The following is a 20,803-nucleotide window of genomic DNA, read 5'->3' as shown; positions in this document are numbered from 1 at the left end:
ATTATTCCTCCGCGGCGCTGGTGCGCAGGCGGTTAATACGGTTTTCGCTCCACTGCTTAAGCAGCAGGATGAAGAGCGCCATGATCAGCAACAGGCTCGCTACCGCGAACGCGGCCACGTGGTTGTATTCGTTGTAGAGGATCTCGACGTGCAGCGGCAGGGTATTGGTCACCCCGCGAATGTGCCCGGAAACCACCGACACCGCACCGAATTCACCCATCGCCCGCGCGGTACACAACACCACGCCGTAGATCAGGCCCCATTTGATATTGGGAACGGTGACGTGCCAGAACATCTGCCAGCCATTGGCCCCGAGCAAGCGCGCGGCCTCTTCTTCCTGGGTGCCTTGTTCCTGCATCAGCGGGATCAGCTCACGCGCCACGAACGGCACGGTGACGAAGATCGTCGCCAGCACGATGCCCGGCAAGGCGAAGACGATCTGGATGTCGTGATCCTGCAGCCACGGCCCGAACAGGCCCTGCGCGCCGAACATCAGCACGTAGACCAGACCGGCGATCACCGGCGAGACCGAGAACGGCAGGTCGATCAGAGTCACCAAAATGCTTTTACCGCGGAACGAGTACTTGCTCACGCACCACGCCGCGCTGACGCCGAACACGAGGTTCAGCGGGACCGAAATCAACACGGCGATGACCGTGAGTTTCAGCGCCGACAGCGCGTCGGGTTCAAGGATCGCGGTGAAGAACGAACCCAGACCATTCTTCAAACCCTGGGACACCACGATCACTAGCGGCAGCAACAGGAAAAGGGCAAACACCAACCAGCCAAGACCGATCAGGATCCGCCGTGAATTGGCACTGCCACGGCGGGCAGCGTTCGAGGAAGCAGCAGCAATAGATGATTGGGACATTTCTGCGCCTCCTTATGGGGTTTCGATACGGCGTTGCAGCAAGTTGATCAGCAGCAACAGGACGAAGGAAACCACCAGCATCAGTACACCAATGGACGTGGCGCCGGTGTAATCGTACTGGTCAAGCTTGACCATGATCAGCAGCGGCAGAATTTCTGTTTTCATCGGCATGTTGCCGGCGATGAAAATCACCGAACCGTACTCGCCGACCCCACGGGCAAAGGCCAACGCGAAACCGGTCAACCACGCAGGCAGCAGTGCGGGCACCAGAATATGGCGGAAAACCTGCAAGGGTTTGGCACCCAGGCACGCCGCCGCTTCTTCGACTTCACGAGGGATGTCGGCCAATACTGGCTGTACCGTACGTACTACGAATGGAAGCGTTACGAAAGTCAGCGCAAGCGTGATACCGAGGGGGGTATACGCGATCTTGAACCCCAGGTCCGCAGCAAACTGACCCACCCAACCATTCGGCGCGTACAGCGCAGTCAGCGCGATACCGGCCACGGCAGTAGGCAAAGCGAAGGGCAAATCGATCATCGCGTCGATGATCTTGCGACCCGGGAACGAATAGCGCACCAGCACCCAGGCCAGCAGCGTGCCGATGATGCCGTTGATGATCGCGGCATAGAGCGCGGTGCCGAAGCTCAGCTTCAACGCCGCCAGCACCCGTGGCGCCGAGATAATCGCCCAGAACTGATCCCAGGTGAGTTGAGCGGCATGCACGAACATCGCCGCCAGTGGAATAAGCACAATCAGGCTGAGGTACACCAAGGTGTAGCCCAGCGTCAGCCCGAAGCCGGGTATGACGGGGGAGATACGACGCGACATAAAAGTCCTTGGTTGGGAACGCGCAAAGCCCCGAATGTAAATCCGGGGCTCGTTGATGGCTATTTAAAACTACTGCGCCTGGTAGATCTGGTCGAACACGCCGCCGTCGTTGAAGAATTTCGGCTGAGCGGTTTTCCAGCCGCCGAAGTCCTTGTCGATGGTCACCAGGTCCAAGGTCGGGAACTGCTTGCTGTACTTGGCGGCCACATCCTTGTCACGTGGACGATAGAAGTTTTTCGCCGCAATTTCCTGGCCGGCCGGGCTGTACAGGTGCTTGAGGTACGCCTCTGCGATCTCGGTGTTGCCCTTTTTCTCGGCGTTCTTGTCGACTACAGCCACCGGCGGTTCAGCCAGGATCGACAGCGAAGGCACGACGATTTCGAACTTGTCGGCGCCGCCGTCTTCTTTCAGGGCCAGGAACGCTTCGTTTTCCCAGGCCAGCAACACGTCGCCCTGACCGTTGTTGACGAAAGTGATGGTCGAGCCGCGAGCACCGGTGTCCAGAACCGGAACGTGTTTGAACAGGGTCTGCACGTATTCCTTGGCCTTGGCTTCGTCACCGCCGTTGGCTTTCAGGCCATAAGCCCAGGCCGCGAGAAAGTTCCAGCGCGCACCGCCGGAGGTTTTCGGGTTCGGAGTGATCACCGACACGTCATTCTTGACCAGATCGCCCCAGTCCTTGATGCCTTTAGGGTTGCCCTTGCGCACCAGGAACACGATGGTCGAGGTGTAAGGCGTGCTCGCCTCCGGAAGACGCTTCTGCCAGTCGGCCGGCAGGGTCTTGCCGAGTTTGGCGATTTCGTCGATGTCACCGGCCAGGGCCAGAGTCACCACATCCGCCCGCAGACCGTCGATCACGGCCCGGCCTTGCTTGCCTGAACCACCGTGGGATTGCTGGATTTTCACATTGTCGCCAGCGTGGTCTTTCTTCCAGAAGTTGACGAACTCGGCGTTGTAATCCTGGTACAGCTCGCGAGTCGGGTCATACGACACGTTGAGCAACTCGTAATCCTTGGCAACCGCGGAACCCACAAAAAGGGCACTGGCCAGGGCGGCCAAAGCGAAATGACGAATCGACGACATGATGAAAGCTCCTGGAATTCTTGGTGTGTTGGCTTTTTTTATGGTGGGCTGGAATCGGGTTGCCGGTTTTTTAGCTCGGTTTGTTGCTCGGGTTCTGCAAACGGAATTTCTCTTTGCGTTCGATCTGCACCACCTGGGCGTTGTGCACGGTGATTTCCACAGCGCCAAAACGCAGATCGCGCAATGCGCTCTGGATCTCACGCAAGATGGTGGCTTCGTCTTGACCGTCAACGCTACGTAGGGATGCGCTCATCGTGCTGCTCCTTCAACTGAGAGGTTGCCTGGCAGTGGCGGCACTGCTTGCGGCGTGAGAGCAATAGTAGAGACGCGGGGATATTCTTAAAAAGACTATTTAAGAATGTTTATATAACCAAATTAAATTATCTGCCGGGACATAGGTTTGCGGCGGATTCAGGTTTTTGAAAGGGGCTCAAAACCCTGTGGCGAGGGAGCTTGCTCCCGTTGGAGGGCGAGGCACTCGCTGTTGGGACTGCTGCGCAATCCAGCGGGAGCAAGCTCCCTCGCCACAAAAACCTAAGGTTGGCTTAGCGGATTTGTGGCACGTGCGCCCACTCCAGCAGCTTGGCCGGGACCGGTCGCCCAAACCAGTAGCCCTGCCCCAGATCGCAGTCCTGTTCGAGCAGGAAACGCGCCTGCTCGACCTGCTCGATCCCTTCGGCATGCACTTGCATCCCCATGCTTTGCGCCAGCGCGATAATCACTCGCACGATCGCGGCGTCATCCTCGTCCCACGGCAAGCCTGCGACAAAACCCTGATCGATCTTGAGCTTCTGCACCGGCAAACGCTTGAGTCGCAGCAGCGACGAATAACCTGTACCGAAATCATCGATGGCCAGCCGCACACCTAATTCACGCAGGCGATGCATCTGCTCCAACGCCACTTCAGGGTCTTCCATCACCGCGCTTTCAGTGACTTCCAGCTCCAGATACGCCGGATCCAGGCCGGTTTCGTGCAGCACTTTCGCCACTTGCTGAAAGAGCTCGCGGCGAGCGAACAATCGAGACGAGACGTTCACCGCGACAAACGACAACGCCACACCCGCCTGCTGCCACAAACACATTTGCTGACATGCCTGGCGCATCACCCAGGTGTCGATTTCTGCAATCAGCCCGGTGCGTTCTGCGATGGGGATGAATTCCGCCGGCGGCACCAGCCCGCGTTTCGGATGCTCCCAGCGCACCAGCGCCTCGACGCCAACCAGGCGACGGGTCTTGAAGTCATGAACCGGCTGGTAATAAACGCGCAGCTCCTGCTGTTCCAGCGCTCGGCGCAGCTCTACGGCAGTCTCGACCCGATTCTGGGCATGGGCTGTCAGCTCTTCGGTATAAAGGGCGTAGCCGTCGCGACCAGCGCTTTTGGCCTTGAACAGCGCCGAGTCAGCGTTACGCAATAGCTGTTCGGCGCTTGTAGCATCGCCGGGGAACAAGCTGATACCGATGCTGGTATTGATGAACAGCTGATGCCCGCCAACCAGGAACGGCTCTTTGAGACCATCAATGATCCGCTGCGCCAGCGCCGCAGCCTGCATCAACTGCGGACAGCTTTCGGCGAGCACCGCGAACTCATCACCCCCCAGTCGCGCCAGCGTGAGCTCCGGGCAAAGCAAGGCCTGCAAACGCTCGGCCACGGCCTTGAGCAGTTGGTCGCCGACCGTGTGTCCGAGGCTGTCGTTGATCATCTTGAAATGATCCAGGTCGACCATCAGCAACGCACAGCCACGCTTGTGGAGTTGTGCCGACGTCAGTGCCTGCTCGGTACGGTCGGTGAACAGTAACCGGTTTGGCAAATCCGTCAGCGGGTCGTGATGCGCCAGATGCTTGAGTTCATGCTCGGAGTTCTTGATCGCGCTGATATCGGAAAACACGGCGACGTAGTGGCTGAGTTGGCTCTGATCGTCGTGAATGACGCGGATCGTCTGCCATTGCGGATAGATCTCGCCGCTTTTGCGGCGGTTCCAGATTTCCCCGCTCCACTCGCCCATGCTGTTGAGTGTCGCGAACATCGCCTGGTAAAAATCCGCTGGATGATGGCCCGACTTGAACAGGCTCGGTCGCTGGCCCAGAACTTCCTCAAGCGAGTACCCGGTGATTTCCATGAACGCGCGGTTAACGTGGACGATCAACCCGTTGCTATCGGTGACCAGCACCCCTTCACGTGTGCAATCGAATACCGCAGCCGCCTGACGCAAACGCTCGCGGTCGTCATTACGCTCACGCAACGTGACGCCGACACCCAGGCATCGGAGCAATCGTGCTCGGGCAATGAAAATCAGCCCGGCACTAAACACGACCCAGACGTAACCGTTGATCAGTTGCCATCGCAGTAACTCAGCAGAGTCATCGAAGAAACTGGTCAATAAGTAGCCGCTAAACTGCAGCCAGACCGCGGAAAGCACCAGGTAAAGCAGCGCTGCACGCAATGCATCGCGATATGTGGCAGACATTCGAGCGTCCATGTCCCTACAAAATGATTGGGATTATAGGGTAAAGAAACATCCCGCCACTCTTATCTGAAAGGGTGACTGGTTTTATCTGTGGGCTTAGTGATAATGCAACGGCTATTTTTTTATTTATCGAGGGCCCTATAGCCTATGTGGTACGAAGGTTTTCTCGGCTTGTCGCCCTGGTCACTGGTGGCAGTCACCCTGCTGATGACCCACGTGACGATCATTGGCGTCACGGTCTATCTGCATCGTTATTCAGCCCATCGCTCGCTTGAGCTCAATGCTGGCCTGAAACATTTCTTCCGCTTCTGGCTGTGGCTGACCACGGCGCAGAACACCCGCGAGTGGACCGCTATCCACCGCAAGCATCACGCCAAATGCGAAACCGTCGATGACCCGCACAGCCCGGTCATCAAGGGCCTGTCCACCGTTCTGCGCAAAGGTGCCGAGCTGTACCGCACCGAAGCGGAAAACCCGGAGACCCTGCGCATCTACGGCAAGAACTGCCCCGAAGACTGGATCGAACGCAACCTGTACAGCCGCTACCCGCTGCTGGGTGTGGCGATCATGGCGGTCATCGACCTGCTGCTGTTCGGCACCATCGGCATCACCATCTGGGCCATCCAGATGATGTGGATCCCGGTGTGGGCCGCCGGCGTGGTCAATGGCCTGGGCCATGCCATCGGTTACCGCAACTTCGAATGCCGCGACGCGGCAACCAATCTGGTGCCTTGGGGCATCCTGATTGGCGGTGAAGAGCTGCACAACAACCATCACACTTACCCGAACTCGGCCAAATTGTCGGTCAAGAAGTGGGAGTTCGACCTCGGCTGGGCCTGGATCCAGGTCTTCAGCTTCTTCCGTCTGGCCAAGGTCCAGCGGGTTGCGCCGATTGCCCACCGCGTCGAAGGCAAAGGCAGCCTGGACATGGACACCGCCATGGCAATCCTCAACAACCGCTTTCAGATCATGGCCCAATACCGCAAATTGGTGATCGCGCCGCTGGTCAAGCAAGAGCTGGAAAAGGTCGATCATTCGGTCCGTCACCAGTTTCACCGGGCCAAGCGTCTGCTTTCCCGGGAAACCAGTTTGCTGGACGAAAAACACCACGTTCGCATCCAGACTATGCTCGAGCACAGCCAGGCGCTGAAGGTAATTTACGAGAAACGCCTGGCCTTGCAGCAGATATGGGTCAAGACAAGCTCAAATGGTCACGACATGCTGGCGGCCATCAAGGATTGGGTTCACGAAGCAGAAGCCAGCGGGATTCAATCCCTGCGCGACTTCGCCGACCAACTGAAAACCTACTCCCTGCGCCCTGCCGCTGTCTGATCGGCTTACCTGTGGCAATGGGGCTTGTCTGTGGCGAGGGGATTTATCGGAATGCCGCATCACCCCGTTCGGCGACGAAGTCGCCGCAAATCTGACGACGCGTTTTAACTGAAAAAACGCGTCGCCTATACCGCCCGGCGGGAGCCAGCTCCCGCGCCCCAAAGCCCGGGAACCAATCTCCAAATCCCCTATCTCAAAGACACTTCGCCACCCGGCGGGCTTTGCTGTAGCCGCTTTCGAAACTCAAGCGGCGCACGCCCTTTGAGATTTGTCCCGATGGTCCCCAAAACCCCACAAGACTCAAACCTCCCTCAGTGGCCGGACGCCGCTCAAACTCTGATGGCACTCATGCATGCCCAGGGCGAAGTGGCACGCCTGAGCGAACGCGAGCAGCTGTTCAGCTCCCTGCTGGTGAGCGTCAACGCGGTGCTTTGGGCATTCAATTGGGAAACCCGTCAGGTTCTATACGTCAGCCCGGCCTATGAACGGATTTTTGGCCGTTCCGCAGGCCTGTTGCTGTCCGACTACAACGAATGGCGCGACAGCATTTACCCCGACGACCTGGAATACGCCGAGCGCAGCCTGGCCGAAGTCCTGGTCAAAGGCGCCGTCGAAGACCGTGAATACCGCATCATCGCCGCCGACGGCCAGGTGCGCTGGCTCAGCGACAAATGCTTCATCAACCGTCAGGCCGAGCCGGGCCAACCGGTGATCATCGTCGGGATCGCCGAAGACATCACCGAAAAGAAACGGATGGAGGCCGAGCTGCAGCGCCTGGCCACCACCGACGTGCTGACGCAAAGCAGCAATCGCCGGCACTTCTTCGAATGCGCCCAACGCGAGTTTGCGCAAGCGCGCAAGCAAGGCGCGCCGATGGCGTTCCTGTTGCTGGACATCGATGACTTCAAAGTGGTCAACGACACCTACGGCCATCAAGCCGGCGACAACGTACTGCAACGAATCGCCGAGAGCGGTCATGCCGCATTACGCCGGGGGGATTTTTTCGGTCGGATCGGTGGCGAGGAATTCGCAGCGGTGTTCCCCGGCTGCGCACCCGACATGGCCATGCAAGTCGCCGAGCGCCTGCAGCGGCAGATTCAGCAATTGAGCTTCAGCCATGACGACCAGACGTTCGGCATCACCGTCAGCCAGGGCTTGACCAGCCTGACCGCGGAGGACGATACCCTCGACAGCGTGTTCGCCCGCGCAGATTCGGCGATGTATGAAGCCAAGCGCCAGGGCAAAAACCGCATTATCTCGGGCTAACCGCAACCTCATATTCAACACAAAACCCTGTGGGAGTGAGCCTGCTCGCGATAGCGGCGTGTCAGCCAGCGTAGAGGTTGACTGATACACCGCTATCGTGAGCAGGCTCACTCCCACAAGGGTTTCGTGTGAGGTTTACTTTTTGCGCAACCGCATCAATTCCGGCAAGCCAATCTTGAGCAACCGCGCAGTCCGGCACTTGGCCAATGCCTCAATGCCCTCATGCTCGGTCAGGCGCGCCAGTTGTGCAGCAATGTTCATCACCAGCGCTTCGCGGGAGTAAACCCCGCCACCGAGCTGGTAGACCGCTGCAATCAGCTCTCGCAACTCCAGCGGCAGACGCCAACGAGCGCGCAGCGCCGAACCGTAGGCCGCCCCGAAGTCGGCCAAAGCCTCTCCCACCTCCTCCCATTCATCCAGCTCGCCACCGGCCTGCTTCCATTCCTGCAAACACCTCAGCAGGGCGAGGTCGCCGAGGCAATGCAGCATGCCCGCGCAATAACAGCGCTCCTGATCCAGGTCCAGCAAGCGCGCCAGGGTGCGGGCGTATTCGGCGGTGTGCAGCGACAACTCCCAGAAACGCTCGGCGTAGTCCGCCAGGTACGGATCGCTGAGCCGGGCACTGCGCTTGAGCGCCAGCCCCAGAATCAGGTTCATGCTTTGTCCGGTGCCCAAGCGATGCAACGCCTGGGACAGGGTTTGTACGGCGTCACCCAGGTGATGAGCCGCGCTGTTGGCAGCGGCGATCAGCACAGCGGTGACCTGCGGATCGGTGCGGATTTCGTCTCCCAACCGGGTCAGATCAAGGCCATTGGGATTAAGGCTGCGCTTGATCGCCACCTGCACGTCGGTCATCAACGGCGCACCCTCCGCCTGTTCACGGCGACGGTCCAGGTACACCGACAAGGTCATGCCGGGCGCCAGCGTTGGCACCTCGCAGGCAACCTCCTCTCCGGCATTCACCAGCAATTCTTGCAGGCGGTGGGTCAGGCCTTCCATGTCCAGGGGTTTGGTCAGATACGCCGTGGGCGACAGGGGCAAGGCTTCGCGCACACTGGCGCTGTCGTTGCGGCTGCTCATCAGAATGAAGGGCAGCGGCGGATTGCGCTTGCGTTGACGCACGTTGCGCAAAACATTCAGGCCATCGACGCCCGGCAGCTCCCAGTCGACGATCACCAGGTCGTACGGATTTTCCGCCAACAACTCCAGCGCTTGCTGGCCATCGGAACACAAATCCAGCCGTGCATCGCAGCGCACACTCAACAACACGTGCTTGAGCAGGTCCCGAGACCAAGGATCGGCCTCGGCGATCAAGACTCTCGGTACAGCGGGCAAATCTACGGCAGTCATGCAACACGCTCCCTCGCAATGCTTGAACCTTAGTCAACGCTCGCGGTTCGATACAGATCAAATGCCCTCAATGTGTTTCAAGAGGCGAAAAAAAACCCGCCGAAGCGGGTTTTTTGTCGATCAGGTCACACTTGGCAATCAGAGCTCGGAGAAGCACTCTTCGATGATTGCCAGACCTTGGTCCAGTTGCTCGTCCGGCGAAGTCAGCGGTACCAGGACGCGCAGAACGTTGCCGTAAGTGCCGCAAGACAGCAGGATCAGACCTTTGTCGCGAGCCTTGGCCACTACCGATGCCACAGCGGCAGCGTTTGGCTTGTGGCTGTCGCCGTCGACGAACAGCTCGACCGCGATCATCGCGCCCAGGGCACGGACTTCGCCGATTACCGGGTACTTGGCCTGGATGGCTTTCAGGCCAGTGACCAAACGCTCGCCAACAGCCTTGCAGCGGTCCAGCAGGTGTTCTTCTTCGAACACTTCCATCACGGCCAGAGCCGCGGCGCAAGCGATCGGGCTACCGGCGTAGGTGCCGCCCAGGCCGCCTGGAGCAATGGCGTCCATGTATTCGGCTTTGCCGCACACACCGGCCAACGGGAAACCGCCAGCGATGGATTTGGCGAAAGTGGTCAGGTCGGCAGAAACGCCCATCTGTTCCATGGCGAAGAAGGTGCCGGTACGGCCAGCGCCCGTCTGCACTTCGTCAGCGATCAGCAGGATGCCGTGCTGGTCGCACAGGGCACGCAGGCGCTTCATGAATTCTTTAGGCGCGACGTAGAAACCACCTTCGCCCTGAACCGGCTCGATGATGATGGCAGCAATGTCACGCGGCTCGGCGTCGTTCTTGAAGATGCGTTCGATGCTGGCGATCGAGTCGTCGATGCTCACACCGTGCAATTCGTTCGGGTACAGCGCGCGGAACACGCCGCCTGGCATCAGGCCCATGCCGGCCGAGTAAGGCACGACTTTACCGGTCAGGCCCAGGGTCATCATGGTGCGACCGTGGTAAGCGCCGGTGAACGCGATCACGCCGGCACGGCCAGTGGCGGCACGGGCGATCTTCACGGCGTTTTCAACGGCTTCGGAACCGGTGGTCACCAGCAGGGTTTTCTTGGCGAAATCACCTGGCACCTTGGCGTTGATTTTTTCGCACAGCTCTACGTACGGTTCGTAGGCCAGCACCTGGAAGCAGGTGTGGGTCAACTTGTTCAGCTGCTCGGTCACCGCGGCGATGATTTTCGGGTGCAGGTGACCGGTGTTCAGTACGGCGATACCGCCGGCGAAGTCGATGAACTCGCGACCTTCAACGTCGGTCACGGTGGCGTTCTTCGCGGACTCGGCGAAGATCGGGTGAATCTGGCCAACACCGCGTGGTACAGCGGCTTCGCGGCGTTTCATCAGGGATGCGTTAGTCTTGCTCATAAAGTCCTCATTCACCGCTCATCGGGCGGCGTGGTTCAAGGAAAATGCGGCGGGGAGGCAACTACGGCAGCATGCGATGATCGACTGCCACAGCGTTCCCGGCCACAGAGAAAATTCCGTTTGAAGCGCAGAAAGGGACAGCGCTCTCGTGCCCTTTCCGCTTATTGCATTCCCGTCTGCCGAGCTTAGATGCCCAGGCAGAGGTATTTGATTTCCAGGTAATCTTCGATGCCGTACTTGGAGCCTTCACGGCCCAGCCCCGACGCCTTGATGCCGCCGAACGGCGCGACTTCGTTGGAGATCAACCCGGTGTTGACGCCGACCATGCCGTATTCCAGGGCTTCCGCCACACGGAACACACGGCCCAGGTCGCGAGCATAAAAGTACGAAGCCAGACCGAACTCGGTGTCGTTGGACATCGCGATCACTTCGGCTTCGTCTTTGAAGCGGAACAGCGGCGCCAATGGACCGAAGGTTTCTTCCTTGGCCACGGCAGCGTTCTTCGGCACGTTGGTCAGGATGGTCGGCTCAAAGAAGTTACCTTCCATGACCTTGCCACCCGCCAGAACGGTTGCGCCTTTGCTGATCGCGTCAGCAATGTGCTCTTGAACCTTGGCCACGGCTTTTTCGTCGATCAGCGGACCCGTGGTGGTGCCTTCTTCCAGACCGTTGCCGATCTTGAGTTTGGCCACAGCCACTTTCAGCTTCTCGGCGAACGCGTCGTAGACCGAATCCTGAATGTACAGACGGTTGGCGCAGACACAGGTCTGGCCGTTGTTGCGGTACTTGGAAATGATCGCGCCTTCGACGGCCTTATCCAGGTCCGCGTCGTCGAACACGATGAACGGCGCGTTGCCACCCAGTTCCAGGGACACTTTCTTGATGTCCTTGGCGCATTCAGCCATCAGTTGGCGACCGATTTCGGTCGAGCCAGTGAAGGACAATTTACGTACGATCGGGTTGCTGGTCAGCTCGCTGCCGATGTCGCCGGCGCTGCCGGTCACAACGCTGAACACACCGGCAGGAATGCCGGCACGCTGGGCCAGTTCAGCCAAAGCGAATGCGGAAAATGGGGTTTGCGAAGCAGGCTTGAGCACCATGGTGCAACCGGCGGCCAGTGCTGGACCAGCCTTACGGGTGATCATCGCGGCCGGGAAGTTCCACGGGGTGATGGCAGCGGTCACGCCGATTGGCTGCTTGATCACGATCAGGCGCTTGTCTGGCTGGTGGCCCGGAATCACGTCACCGTAGATGCGCTTGGCTTCTTCGGCGAACCACTCGATAAAGGAAGCGGCGTAAACGATTTCGCCCTTGGCTTCGGCCAATGGCTTGCCCTGCTCCAGGGTCATCAGGCGAGCGAGGTCGTCCTGGTTTTCGATGATCAGTTCGAACCAGCGACGCAGCTTGTTCGCGCGGTCCTTGGCGGTCAGTGCACGCCAGGCCGGCAGCGCTTTGTCAGCGGCTTCGATTGCACGGCGGGTTTCGGCAGCGCCCATTTTCGGCACAGTGCCCAGAATTTCGCCCGTTGCCGGGTTGTTGACCTTGATCGTCAGACCATTGTCCGCATCAACCCAAGCGCCATCGATGAAGGCTTGCTGGCGGAACAACTGGGTGTCTTTAAGCTGCATGTCGGCTTTCCTTAACAGCACCGCGACCAGCGCGGAGCGAATTATGATTGTAGAAAGGCGCCTTGTAGGCTGCCGTCAGGGAAATCATTCACCGGGCTGAAGCACATAAATAGCGCACTGTTCGAAACTCGTGCGGTTCAGCACCCAGACAAGAGCGTTTGAAATCTCAAACGGATCGTAGGATCAAAGAGCCTAAAGGACAAGACTCTGTTCGAAAAAAAGAACGAAAACGGCGCATTTGCCTAATTTTTCTGATCAACGTAGCAAACGGTTGTTACGGTTGCGAAAACCACAGTCGATTCAGCAGCATGGACGCCCGCGGTGCATATGAGTATCATGGCGCCCGCTTGCACCAGTAGCTCAGCTGGATAGAGTACTGCCCTCCGAAGGCAGGGGTCGTGGGTTCGAATCCCGCCTGGTGCACCATAATAGTAGAAACGAGAAAGCCTCAGACCCGATGGGTCTGGGGCTTTTTTGTGGGTGCTATTTCAAGCAGAAAAAATGTCGATACATTTTTGACCTACCACCCCACTCCAATTGAGGCTCTGATACATGCCTTAAATTGGACGGGATGCCGCATGTTGCTTGATCGATTTCACCTTCAACCTTACCAACCTAACCTCGCCTACTTCATCGGCTGCTTCGATGTTTGTCGTAGATCGGAGGCAATAAATGAGGAGCTGAGTAAGTACGACCCCAATAATCCAGTGGATCGTGACCTGTTTATCAGAAGGTATTGTCTGAAGTCGTATCCCGACGAAAATTTTCGACATCGCAAGGCTCAATTTGATTTGCTCGAGGAAGCACTCGCCGATCCGAATTTCGACTTCGCTTCCATCTGGGAAGAAGATGAAGATGAATATGATTTCTACTCGTGGGAGTGGCCGTCTGACTGGCCAGAAATTGACGACCCTCGAGGTTTATTTCAGGCCATCAGGGATACCGCCAAAGAGGTCTGGCATGAAGATCTGCAGCGTTCCAGTCTTCCAACTCTGCAGAGTTGCAGAGAAATACCCGAGCGTGACCTTGGATCTTCGGATTGGCTGTTCAGAGTGGACAACTTTCAGGCCTGGAAAGATGTTTTTAATCTTGCGATCACTCCCTCCGACCTTAAGACCAAGGGACCCGTTCGACTAGGTGAACATCTGACGTTAAGCGCCGAAGGCTATTTAAACAGTCTGATGTTTCGCCCCTCCCATTGGCCACCTAGCACGGCATTCACATACTGTGAGCTTGATGTCTCGGTCACGGGCATTAGTGAAATGGAAGTACGCGGCAGTAAATTTGATGGCCCGATAAGCGCGTCGTTGACACCGCTAAAGACGGGTAGCTACTTACGCATGAGAATAGGTTCCGACTGCATCATTGAATGTGTGGCTCTTCATGTAACCATCAGTAATGTGATCGGAAGTCATCGAGTCCAGAAATACTGGCACTGCTGATAAAAAAACCGCCTAAGCGGTTTTTTCACTCCGTCGTCCAATCAAACTCGTCGTACTCATCATCCTCTTCGTCCTCAACCTCTTCCTCATCAAGGACGTCCTCCTCCAGCGCCTCTTCTGCCTGCTTAGCCAGAAGAAACTCCTTTCGACTCTCCGTCACTGCTCGCCGCAATTCCTTGCCCTTCACAGGGCAGTTGAGCATTTGGGCGATGCGATCGATTTTTTTCGCCACGGCTTCCTCCAACGCATCGGCTATGGCCCGATAGTGCGCGCTTTCGGGGATTGATGCCAAATCGCTGGGCGCTTTGCCTCTTAGTTTTTCTGCAAATTTTTGAGTCGGGCGGCGAGGTTTTCCTTGGGAAAGCGTTTGTGCAATGTCGCCATCAGCTCATCAGCCGCTTTAGTTTGACCGGCATTTTGCAAACGGATTACCTCCCGTAATTGGTCGTCGAGGAACTTCTGTGGGGCCGCGAAGCGTTTGCTGACCTTCGCTTCTTCAGCCATGTCAGCGCTGATCGATTCGTTCTGTGCGGGTGCCGCCAACTCGGCCATGGGTGCCGCAGGCGCAGGCGCAGACATCGCGCCGGCGGGGGCAGCCATTGAGCGGGCAACTGATTCAGGTGCTTCTGCGGCTTCTTTCTTGGCCGCAAAAGACGAGGTTTTGGGCGCCGGGGTGGAATCGTAGGTTGGCACTTGCTCAGGCGTACGTTGCACCAGCGCCAGCATCAGCGCGACGCCAACGAGGCTGGCGAACGCGACTTGCCAACGGGGTTTCTGGCAGGCCTGGACCCAGCGTTGCCACAGGTTCGGTTTCGGCGCAGGCGTTTCACGGTGTGCGGTGGCCAGAATGTACGCGTCGAGATGGGCCGGTGGTTGGCCAGCCGCGTGTTCACGAAAATGCTTCACCACTTCGTCTTCCGGTGTTTTGCGGGCGTCAGTCATGTCAGTACCTCCTCGGCCAGCAGCCGACGCAGTTTTTGCTGGGCGTAGCGCAAGCGACTCTTGACGGTTTCCAGGGGTGTTTCGGTGAGGGTGGCGATCTGCGGCAGGTCGAGATCGCCGTGGGCGCGCAGCAGGAACACTTCGCGCTGGTCGGCGGGCAGGTTTTGCAGGGCGGCTTCGAGGCGCTGGCTGTCGCGGCTCAGGCTCAGCAGTTGCTCCGGGTCGGTCGCCTCATCAATCACGGCGTGGGTCTGTTCGTCATAGCTGTCGTGCAAAGGGTTGTGGATTCCATGTTTGCGCCAGTGGTCGATCAATCGATTGCGGGCAATCTGAAACAGCCATGTACGAAAATTCGCCCGGCCTTGTGGCTGACTGGTGCTGCGGATCAGGCTTAGCCAGGTTTCCTGGTAAACCTCTTCGGCCAGTTCGGGCTTGCCGCTCAAACCGAAGAGGAACCGGTAGAGGCCCTGGCGATGACGGGCGTAGAGAATCTCGAACGCTGGCCCGTCGCCTGCGCGATACCGGGCCAGCAGCGATTCGTCGCTCGGTTCAGGCGCTGACATGTCAGTTGTAATCTCCTTTATGCGGCTCACTGTTGGAGGCGGTGGTGGTCCGCAGGCTCTGCGCCAACTCGACTAACTGCACGAACTCTGCCCGCAGACCGAATCGGTCGTCACCCCGTGCACCGCGTGCCAATGCCTCGGTGTCCTTGAGGCTGAAATCACCGGTGTAACGCCCGTCCTTGAGCTGCTGGGAAAACGCTGCCACGGCCGCCGCAAATCGCAGGTCATCACTGGCTATGCCTTCCGAAGTACCCGCGATCGGCCGCTCGATCAGGCGACTGTTCCCACCTTCCGGCAACTGATAACGCACACGCAGCATCGCCAATTCCCCGGTTGTACCAGAAGCAGCCGACTCAGACTTGCCATACCGCAGCGGCTCCAGCCAGCCTTTCTCACCCTTGGGCACAATTTCATACAACGCTGTCACCGTGTGTCCTGCACCGATTTCACCGGCATCGACTTTGTCGTTGCTGAAATCTTCACGCTTCAACGCCCGATTCTCATACCCCAGCAGCCGATATTCGCTGACCTGCGCCGGGTTGAACTCCACTTGCAGCTTCACGTTCTTCGCCACCACCGCGAGGGTCGAACCGAGCTGATCCACCAGCACCTTGCGCGCCTCGCGCAGATTGTCGATGTAGGCGTAGTTGCCATCGCCGGCGTCGGCCAGTTGTTCCATCAGGTGTTCATTGTAGTTATCCACACCAAAACCCAGCGTGGTCAGGGAAACGCCGGTCTTGCGTTTATCCACAGCCATTTGCTTGAGGCTGTCGAAGTCGCTGATGCCAACGTTGAAGTCACCGTCAGTGGCCAGCAGGATGCGGTTGATGCCTTTGGCGATGAAGGCCTGCTGCGCCATCTGATAAGCCAGTTCGATACCCGAGGCACCGGCTGTCGAGCCACCGGCGGTCAATTGATCGATCGCTGTGCGAATTTTCGCTTTTTCCCGTCCGGAAGTCGGCTCCAGTACCACACGCGATTCGCCGGCGTAGACCACCAGCGAAACCCGGTCCTGCTCGCGCAGTTGATCGACCAGCAATTTCAGCGTGCTTTTGACCAGCGGCAGACCTTCGCGACGGTCCATCGAGCCGGACACGTCCACCAGAAACACCAGGTTGGCCGGGGCCAGTTCCGCTACCGCGCGGTCCGAAGCCTTGATGCCGATGCGCAGCAAACGGGTATGCGGGTTCCACGGCGACGGTGCCAGCTCGGTGGTCACGCCGAAGGGCGAACCGTCCGTGGGCAATGCGTAGTCGTAGGAAAAGTAATTGACCATTTCCTCCAGCCGCACCGCGCCATCGGGCGGCAGGTGTCCATGATTCAGCAAGCGGCGGACATTGGCGTAAGCACCGGTATCGACGTCAGCGCTGAAGGTTGAGACCGGTGTCTCGGCCACGCTGTGAATCGGGTTATCCGCCAGTGCCTGATATTGCTCGCGCTGCTCATCCCGATAACCCTGCGGGGATGCCTCGCCCGCCGGCATCGGCGCATAGCCTGCAATGGGTGCCGGACGCACACTGCGTTTGGCCATCGAGGCATCCGCCGCAACGGACTCGTTGCGCACCAGCGCCTCAGTCTGCATTGCACCTTGAGCCGGTGGCGACACCACGGCGGAATCAGGTTTGGACGAAACGCCGCAACCGGCAACGGCCAGCAGCAGCCCGACGGCGAAACCCTGGGTGGCCGGGCGGAGGAAGTGCAGAGGGAGGGACATGGGGGCTGACCTCAGGAGGAAATTGATCCATTCATCCTCTGAGACGAGCCCCCCTTCAGGTTCGGGTTAAACCGGCCGAAAATTAATTTCAGCGGTGATAACGCCGCACCACGCTGCTGTTTTTCAGCACATGGCCTTTGATTTTCTCTAGAAACTGCGCGCGCGTCAGGCCGGCGTGCAAGGCGTCCGGAGCGAGGTCCAGCGCGTAGAGCTGAATAATGTAGTGATGCGCACTGTCGCCAACCGGCGGGCAAGGACCGACGTAACCGGTGGTGCCTTTGCTGTTGGTGCCGCCGACGCCTTCAAGGGCGGATTTTGCGCCGACACCGGCCGCAATCTGGTGCGTCGAGGCTTTGATGCCGTAATGCACCCAGTGATCGACACCCTGACCTTTCTGGCCGTCGGGATCGTGCATGACGATGGCATAGCTCAAGGTGCCCGCCGGGCCGGCGTTCCAGTTCAGCGCCGGTGACGCGTTGTGCCCGCCGCAACCCGGGGCATCGCTGGCGGCGGCCGAGGTGAACAGCCGGTCATCCGTGACACCCGGGATATTCAGGGTGAAACGCTCCTGGGCCTGCGCCGGAAATTGCACGCAAAGGGCGACTGCAACGGCCGCCAGCCAAGGGTTCAGAGAGGTCAATCGGGTCATTCCGGAGCACCTTGTGCGGATGGGGCCTTCTTCGGCTTGCGAACTATAACTGTACCGTTCGTGCGGTGGCAGCGGGAATTGGCTGAACCTCGGGTCAAGCGCCAAACTCTTAAGAGAATCGCCTGCCTGGAGAGTGATCATGGCCCTGCACCGCGTCGCCCGTTTCGCCGATGTGCCCGAAAACCGAGGCCTGGAAGTACGGATCGCGGACACCAAAATCGTTTTGCTGCGGGTCGGCGATCAATTGCGCGCCTATCAAGGCGAATGCCCCCACGCCGGGGCGCCGCTGGCCGAGGGTGCGCTGTGTCACGGGCGCCTGATCTGCCCGTGGCACAAGGCCGCGTATCGGATCGAAGATGGTGGATTGTGTGAACCGCCGTCTCTGGACAGCCTCAAGCGCTACCCCCTGGAAATGCGCGATGACGAGGTCTGGGTCGACGATCAGCCGCTATCGGATCCCCACACCCCGCCGGCCGATGATGAGCGCACGTTTGTGATCGTCGGTGCCGGTGCCGCCGGCACGGCAGGTGCGGCGGCATTGCGTGAGAAAGGCTTCGGCGGCCGCGTCGTGTTGATCGACCGTGAAGCCGATGCCGGCTACGACCGGACGGTACTGAGCAAATTCGTGATTGCCGGGGAAATGCCGCCAGAAGAAATTCCGCCACTACGAGACGAAAGCTTTTACCGCGAGCAGCGGATCGAGCGAATAATCGGTGAAGTGGCGAGCCTGGATGCCGCCAACAAAACACTGCGACTGGCCGACGGTCAGTCGCTGACGTATGACGCGGCGTTGCTCGCGACCGGCGGCACACCCAACCCCCTCGAGCTGCCCGGCGCCGACTTGCCGCAAGTCTTCCTGTTGCGCTCCAAGGATCAGGCGACGCGGATTCTGAACGCTGCGAAACCAGGCCAGCGGGTGGTGATCATCGGCGATAGCTTCATTGCCCTGGAGTCCGCGTCGGCCCTGCGCGAATACGGTCTGGAGGTCACCGTTCTGGCCCGCCACGCGGTGCCGTTCGCCAAGCAGTTCGGCGAGGCGGTCGGCAAGGCGATTCGTGCCCTGCACGAGGCCAACGGCGTGGTGTTCCATACCGACAGCGAAGCCGCGCAGATCGAAGGCACGGACAAGGTCGAAGCGGTGAAACTGGAAAACGGTCAACGTTTGCCGGCGGACCTGGTGCTGGTCGGCATCGGTGTCAGCCCGGCAACGGACCCGTTTGCCGAATTGCCCAAAGAGAAAGATCGATCACTGCAGGCAGACGGCGGCATGCGCGTGGCCGAAGGGCTCTGGGCGGCGGGTGATATCGCGACCTTCCCGCTTAACGGCCAGCCGCAACGGATCGAGCACTGGCGCCTGGCCCAGCAACAGGCACGCATCGCCGCGGCGAACATGCTGGGCGGCGACGAACACTACCTCGACGTACCGTATTTCTGGACCTGGCACTTCGGTAAAAACTACGACTACCTCGGCCATGCCGAAACCTGGGACGAAGTCGAGTTCAAGGGCAACCCTGACCATCCTCCGTTTATCGGCCTGTTCAGCAGGAACGGCGTGGTCGCGGCGGCTGTTGCCTGCGACAAAGAGCGGGCGATGGCGATGCTCGCTGAACGGATGAAGCAGCCGTTGCCGGTGGATGAAGCGTGGCGGCTGATTCGGGACGTTGATTAGGTTTTAAACGCCAGACAGCAAAACGCCCGGCGTCTGCGTGTCGCAGAGGCCGGGCGTTTCGTTGAAGCGAGCGGTTTTACTGAATCGGTGCAACGCCGCCGAGCTTGCTCATCACGAACCCGACAAATTGCTCAACGGTCATTTTCTGGCCATTGAATTCCACCTGATTGTTGGCGTAGTGCAATTTGGTGACGATGTCGTTGCCTTCCAGCTTGGCCAATTGCGTACCGACGGCCATGCTGCTGAACATGTCCGCGGTCGCCGTTGCCTGATCGGCAATGAGCTTGGCGTCGGTCTGGCCTTCGATCTGCGATTGCACGGTAAGCAGGTCAACGAGCATTGGCTTGGACACTTGCAGATTGAAATCCAGCAGCGCGATCAGCTGTTGGGTCAACTGGTCTGGCGGCAGGTCCATGGACCGCGGTTTAGTCAAGTCGAGCACCAGGTTGGCACGGCTTTCACCATTGGTGGATTTGAACGACAGATTCTCCAAAGCCACCTGCGGGCCAGCCGCGAGCAGTTTTTCCAGATTGGTTTTGACCTGCGCCTCTTCGGCCGGGGTCAACACCAGTTCCGGGGCCGGTTCACCGGCGGCAGCGGCCTCAGCGGCAGCCTTTTCGTACGGCTGCAGTTTGGTCTGGTAGATCTGCATCAACGCCATGGTTGCTGGCATGTCGAGGTTCTTCAGGCTCATGGCCATCTGCGCAGAGCCGACAGTCTTGCCATTCAACGACACTTCGCCAACCTTGTAATCGGCACGCCCCGAAGCGCTGGTGCCCGATTCTTCGGTCTGGTTCTTCATTTCAAATTTCTTGACGCCCAGGACCGACTGCTTGGCGCCGAAGGTGGTTTTGCTGTCGGTCAGCTCCAGGGTGTTGTCGCCGATGTAATAGCCGTAGGTGCTTTTGGTCAGGTTGCTGGCCATGGTCAGGCCGTTCAGCTCGACCTTCACCGGCGTCTGGTCTTCAGCCACCGTGGTCAACGTCAGGGTATCCATGTAACCGTTGGCCTTGACCTTCTGCGCCTGGGCGCTGGCCGCGACATCGAGGTTCAGACCAGAAAATTTCAGGTTGGACTTGGCGTCCAGCGCGACGTCCAGCGGCAGCAATTCAAGGGTGCCGTTGGTGGATTCGTCGTAACCGATATTGACCAGGCCCTTGAGCGGCGACTTGTCCTTGGCAGCGGCGAACCATTTTTCGGTCGCTGGGGTTCTTTCCAGTTCGTAGTGACTGGTGGCCATGACCGGCAGCCATTTCAGCGACACCAGACGGGAGAACGGCAGCGGCCCGTGTTCGAGGTGGTCGACGAACAGCAACTCAACCGGCGCTTCACCAAACATTTCACCTTCGCCCTTGAGGCGGTAGTGCGCGGTGCTGCTGAAAATGTGACGCTCCAGCGACACCAGTTCCAGCGTCGCTGTGCCGTTGGAACCGACCAGCGCGGCTTTCAGCTCTTTGTTGGCGTCGGCGATCGAGGTGTTCAGCACGCCTTCGATTTTGGTGCCGGTGTACCAGGCACCACCGGCGCTGATTGCACCGATGGCAACGACGATTCCAAGAAGCACGCCTGCTGATTTATTCAT

General features: G+C 59.0%; 18 protein-coding genes and 1 tRNA gene. 5 read left to right on the top strand and 14 right to left on the bottom strand.

Going from position 1 to position 20,803, the window contains the following annotated elements:
• Nucleotide 1: 1 nt before the first annotated feature.
• The 5 genes from cysW to dibA all read right to left on the bottom strand — a co-directional run bounded on the left by cysW (nt 2) and on the right by dibA (nt 5,250).
• A complete protein-coding gene (cysW, locus tag ACA070_RS00880; RefSeq protein ID WP_462029518.1) occupies nt 2-871 on the bottom strand; it encodes a sulfate ABC transporter permease subunit CysW in 870 nt (289 codons plus the stop codon).
• A gap of 12 nt (nt 872-883) precedes the next feature.
• Nucleotides 884-1,702 (bottom strand): sulfate ABC transporter permease subunit CysT, encoded by an 819-nt coding sequence (gene cysT / locus ACA070_RS00875; RefSeq protein ID WP_131060524.1) that lies wholly within the window; start codon nt 1,700-1,702, stop codon nt 884-886.
• A gap of 69 nt (nt 1,703-1,771) precedes the next feature.
• Nucleotides 1,772-2,785, bottom strand: a complete 1,014-nt coding sequence (locus ACA070_RS00870) for a sulfate ABC transporter substrate-binding protein (protein WP_497449683.1) — start codon at nt 2,783-2,785, stop codon at nt 1,772-1,774.
• A 70-nt stretch (nt 2,786-2,855) separates the two neighbouring features.
• Nucleotides 2,856-3,038 (bottom strand): sulfur starvation response protein OscA, encoded by a 183-nt coding sequence (gene oscA, locus ACA070_RS00865; protein WP_007945260.1) that lies wholly within the window; start codon nt 3,036-3,038, stop codon nt 2,856-2,858.
• A gap of 292 nt (nt 3,039-3,330) precedes the next feature.
• Complete coding sequence (gene dibA / locus ACA070_RS00860; protein ID WP_497449682.1) at nt 3,331-5,250, bottom strand: phosphodiesterase DibA; 1,920 nt, start codon at nt 5,248-5,250, stop codon at nt 3,331-3,333.
• A gap of 147 nt (nt 5,251-5,397) precedes the next feature.
• Here dibA and desA point away from each other — a divergent pair, with 147 nt between their 5' ends.
• Both desA and ACA070_RS00850 read left to right on the top strand, forming a co-directional pair.
• Entirely contained in the window at nt 5,398-6,582 is a 1,185-nt protein-coding gene (desA, locus tag ACA070_RS00855; RefSeq protein ID WP_497449681.1) for a delta-9 fatty acid desaturase DesA, read from the top strand.
• 276 nt (nt 6,583-6,858) lie between these two features.
• Nucleotides 6,859-7,848, top strand: a complete 990-nt coding sequence (locus ACA070_RS00850) for a GGDEF domain-containing protein (protein ID WP_497449680.1) — start codon at nt 6,859-6,861, stop codon at nt 7,846-7,848.
• A gap of 135 nt (nt 7,849-7,983) precedes the next feature.
• Here the strand turns inward: ACA070_RS00850 and ACA070_RS00845 are convergent, their stop codons facing one another.
• The 3 genes from ACA070_RS00845 to gabD all read right to left on the bottom strand — a co-directional run bounded on the left by ACA070_RS00845 (nt 7,984) and on the right by gabD (nt 12,242).
• Nucleotides 7,984-9,198: an HDOD domain-containing protein gene (locus ACA070_RS00845; protein WP_497449679.1), complete on the bottom strand. Its 1,215-nt coding sequence runs from the start codon at nt 9,196-9,198 to the stop codon at nt 7,984-7,986.
• Nucleotides 9,199-9,336: 138 nt separating this feature from the next.
• The gene (gabT, locus tag ACA070_RS00840) at nt 9,337-10,614 is read right to left on the bottom strand and encodes a 4-aminobutyrate--2-oxoglutarate transaminase (RefSeq protein ID WP_497449678.1); all 1,278 of its coding nucleotides are present in this window, start codon (nt 10,612-10,614) and stop codon (nt 9,337-9,339) included.
• 185 nt (nt 10,615-10,799) lie between these two features.
• The gene (gene gabD / locus ACA070_RS00835) at nt 10,800-12,242 is read right to left on the bottom strand and encodes an NADP-dependent succinate-semialdehyde dehydrogenase (RefSeq protein ID WP_010464868.1); all 1,443 of its coding nucleotides are present in this window, start codon (nt 12,240-12,242) and stop codon (nt 10,800-10,802) included.
• Nucleotides 12,243-12,591: 349 nt separating this feature from the next.
• On the opposite strand from gabD, the gene ACA070_RS00830 reads away from it, so the two are divergent.
• Together ACA070_RS00830 and ACA070_RS00825 are read left to right on the top strand one after the other, a co-directional pair.
• Nucleotides 12,592-12,668, top strand: a tRNA-Arg gene (locus ACA070_RS00830).
• 152 nt (nt 12,669-12,820) lie between these two features.
• Complete coding sequence (locus ACA070_RS00825) at nt 12,821-13,684, top strand: hypothetical protein (RefSeq protein WP_497449677.1); 864 nt, start codon at nt 12,821-12,823, stop codon at nt 13,682-13,684.
• A 25-nt stretch (nt 13,685-13,709) separates the two neighbouring features.
• Here the strand turns inward: ACA070_RS00825 and ACA070_RS00820 are convergent, their stop codons facing one another.
• From ACA070_RS00820 to ACA070_RS00800, 5 genes are all read right to left on the bottom strand, one after another.
• Entirely contained in the window at nt 13,710-13,976 is a 267-nt protein-coding gene (locus ACA070_RS00820) for a hypothetical protein (protein WP_497449676.1), read from the bottom strand.
• Between the two features lie 20 nt (nt 13,977-13,996).
• Nucleotides 13,997-14,626 carry a hypothetical protein gene (locus ACA070_RS00815; protein ID WP_497449675.1) on the bottom strand — a complete coding sequence of 210 codons (630 nt, stop codon included), beginning with the start codon at nt 14,624-14,626 and terminating at the stop codon, nt 13,997-13,999.
• Nucleotides 14,623-15,189, bottom strand: coding sequence for an RNA polymerase sigma factor (locus tag ACA070_RS00810; RefSeq protein ID WP_462029501.1), 567 nt, complete (start codon nt 15,187-15,189; stop codon nt 14,623-14,625). The genes ACA070_RS00815 and ACA070_RS00810 overlap by 4 nt, the downstream gene beginning before the upstream one ends.
• A 1-nt stretch (nt 15,190) precedes the next feature.
• Nucleotides 15,191-16,903, bottom strand: a complete 1,713-nt coding sequence (locus tag ACA070_RS00805) for a vWA domain-containing protein (protein ID WP_497449674.1) — start codon at nt 16,901-16,903, stop codon at nt 15,191-15,193.
• Between the two features lie 88 nt (nt 16,904-16,991).
• Nucleotides 16,992-17,552: a YbhB/YbcL family Raf kinase inhibitor-like protein gene (locus ACA070_RS00800; protein ID WP_497449673.1), complete on the bottom strand. Its 561-nt coding sequence runs from the start codon at nt 17,550-17,552 to the stop codon at nt 16,992-16,994.
• A gap of 139 nt (nt 17,553-17,691) precedes the next feature.
• Here ACA070_RS00800 and ACA070_RS00795 point away from each other — a divergent pair, with 139 nt between their 5' ends.
• Nucleotides 17,692-19,221: an FAD-dependent oxidoreductase gene (locus ACA070_RS00795; RefSeq protein ID WP_497449672.1), complete on the top strand. Its 1,530-nt coding sequence runs from the start codon at nt 17,692-17,694 to the stop codon at nt 19,219-19,221.
• 76 nt (nt 19,222-19,297) lie between these two features.
• Here the strand turns inward: ACA070_RS00795 and ACA070_RS00790 are convergent, their stop codons facing one another.
• Nucleotides 19,298-20,803 carry a YdgA family protein gene (locus tag ACA070_RS00790; RefSeq protein ID WP_497449671.1) on the bottom strand — a complete coding sequence of 502 codons (1,506 nt, stop codon included), beginning with the start codon at nt 20,801-20,803 and terminating at the stop codon, nt 19,298-19,300.

This window comes from Pseudomonas sp. LBUM1678 (assembly GCF_059695575.1).
The sequence above is the reverse complement of the archived record's forward strand: the minus strand, read 5'-3'. Positions and strand labels throughout refer to the sequence as shown.

What these genes read in the sequence shown, in the direction of transcription:
- cysW (WP_462029518.1), bottom strand. Translation starts at nt 871, where the DNA reads ATGTCCCAATCATCTATTGCTGCTGCTTCCTCGAACGCTGCCCGCCGT.
- ACA070_RS00800 (WP_497449673.1), bottom strand. Translation starts at nt 17,552, where the DNA reads ATGACCCGATTGACCTCTCTGAACCCTTGGCTGGCGGCCGTTGCAGTC.
- cysT (WP_131060524.1), bottom strand. Translation starts at nt 1,702, where the DNA reads ATGTCGCGTCGTATCTCCCCCGTCATACCCGGCTTCGGGCTGACGCTG.
- ACA070_RS00810 (WP_462029501.1), bottom strand. Translation starts at nt 15,189, where the DNA reads ATGTCAGCGCCTGAACCGAGCGACGAATCGCTGCTGGCCCGGTATCGC.
- ACA070_RS00790 (WP_497449671.1), bottom strand. Translation starts at nt 20,803, where the DNA reads ATGAATAAATCAGCAGGCGTGCTTCTTGGAATCGTCGTTGCCATCGGT.
- ACA070_RS00805 (WP_497449674.1), bottom strand. Translation starts at nt 16,903, where the DNA reads ATGTCCCTCCCTCTGCACTTCCTCCGCCCGGCCACCCAGGGTTTCGCC.
- ACA070_RS00795 (WP_497449672.1), top strand. Translation starts at nt 17,692, where the DNA reads ATGGCCCTGCACCGCGTCGCCCGTTTCGCCGATGTGCCCGAAAACCGA.
- ACA070_RS00845 (WP_497449679.1), bottom strand. Translation starts at nt 9,198, where the DNA reads ATGACTGCCGTAGATTTGCCCGCTGTACCGAGAGTCTTGATCGCCGAG.
- ACA070_RS00850 (WP_497449680.1), top strand. Translation starts at nt 6,859, where the DNA reads ATGGTCCCCAAAACCCCACAAGACTCAAACCTCCCTCAGTGGCCGGAC.
- oscA (WP_007945260.1), bottom strand. Translation starts at nt 3,038, where the DNA reads ATGAGCGCATCCCTACGTAGCGTTGACGGTCAAGACGAAGCCACCATC.
- ACA070_RS00815 (WP_497449675.1), bottom strand. Translation starts at nt 14,626, where the DNA reads ATGACTGACGCCCGCAAAACACCGGAAGACGAAGTGGTGAAGCATTTT.
- ACA070_RS00870 (WP_497449683.1), bottom strand. Translation starts at nt 2,785, where the DNA reads ATGTCGTCGATTCGTCATTTCGCTTTGGCCGCCCTGGCCAGTGCCCTT.
- gabD (WP_010464868.1), bottom strand. Translation starts at nt 12,242, where the DNA reads ATGCAGCTTAAAGACACCCAGTTGTTCCGCCAGCAAGCCTTCATCGAT.
- desA (WP_497449681.1), top strand. Translation starts at nt 5,398, where the DNA reads ATGTGGTACGAAGGTTTTCTCGGCTTGTCGCCCTGGTCACTGGTGGCA.
- ACA070_RS00825 (WP_497449677.1), top strand. Translation starts at nt 12,821, where the DNA reads ATGTTGCTTGATCGATTTCACCTTCAACCTTACCAACCTAACCTCGCC.
- gabT (WP_497449678.1), bottom strand. Translation starts at nt 10,614, where the DNA reads ATGAGCAAGACTAACGCATCCCTGATGAAACGCCGCGAAGCCGCTGTA.
- dibA (WP_497449682.1), bottom strand. Translation starts at nt 5,250, where the DNA reads ATGTCTGCCACATATCGCGATGCATTGCGTGCAGCGCTGCTTTACCTG.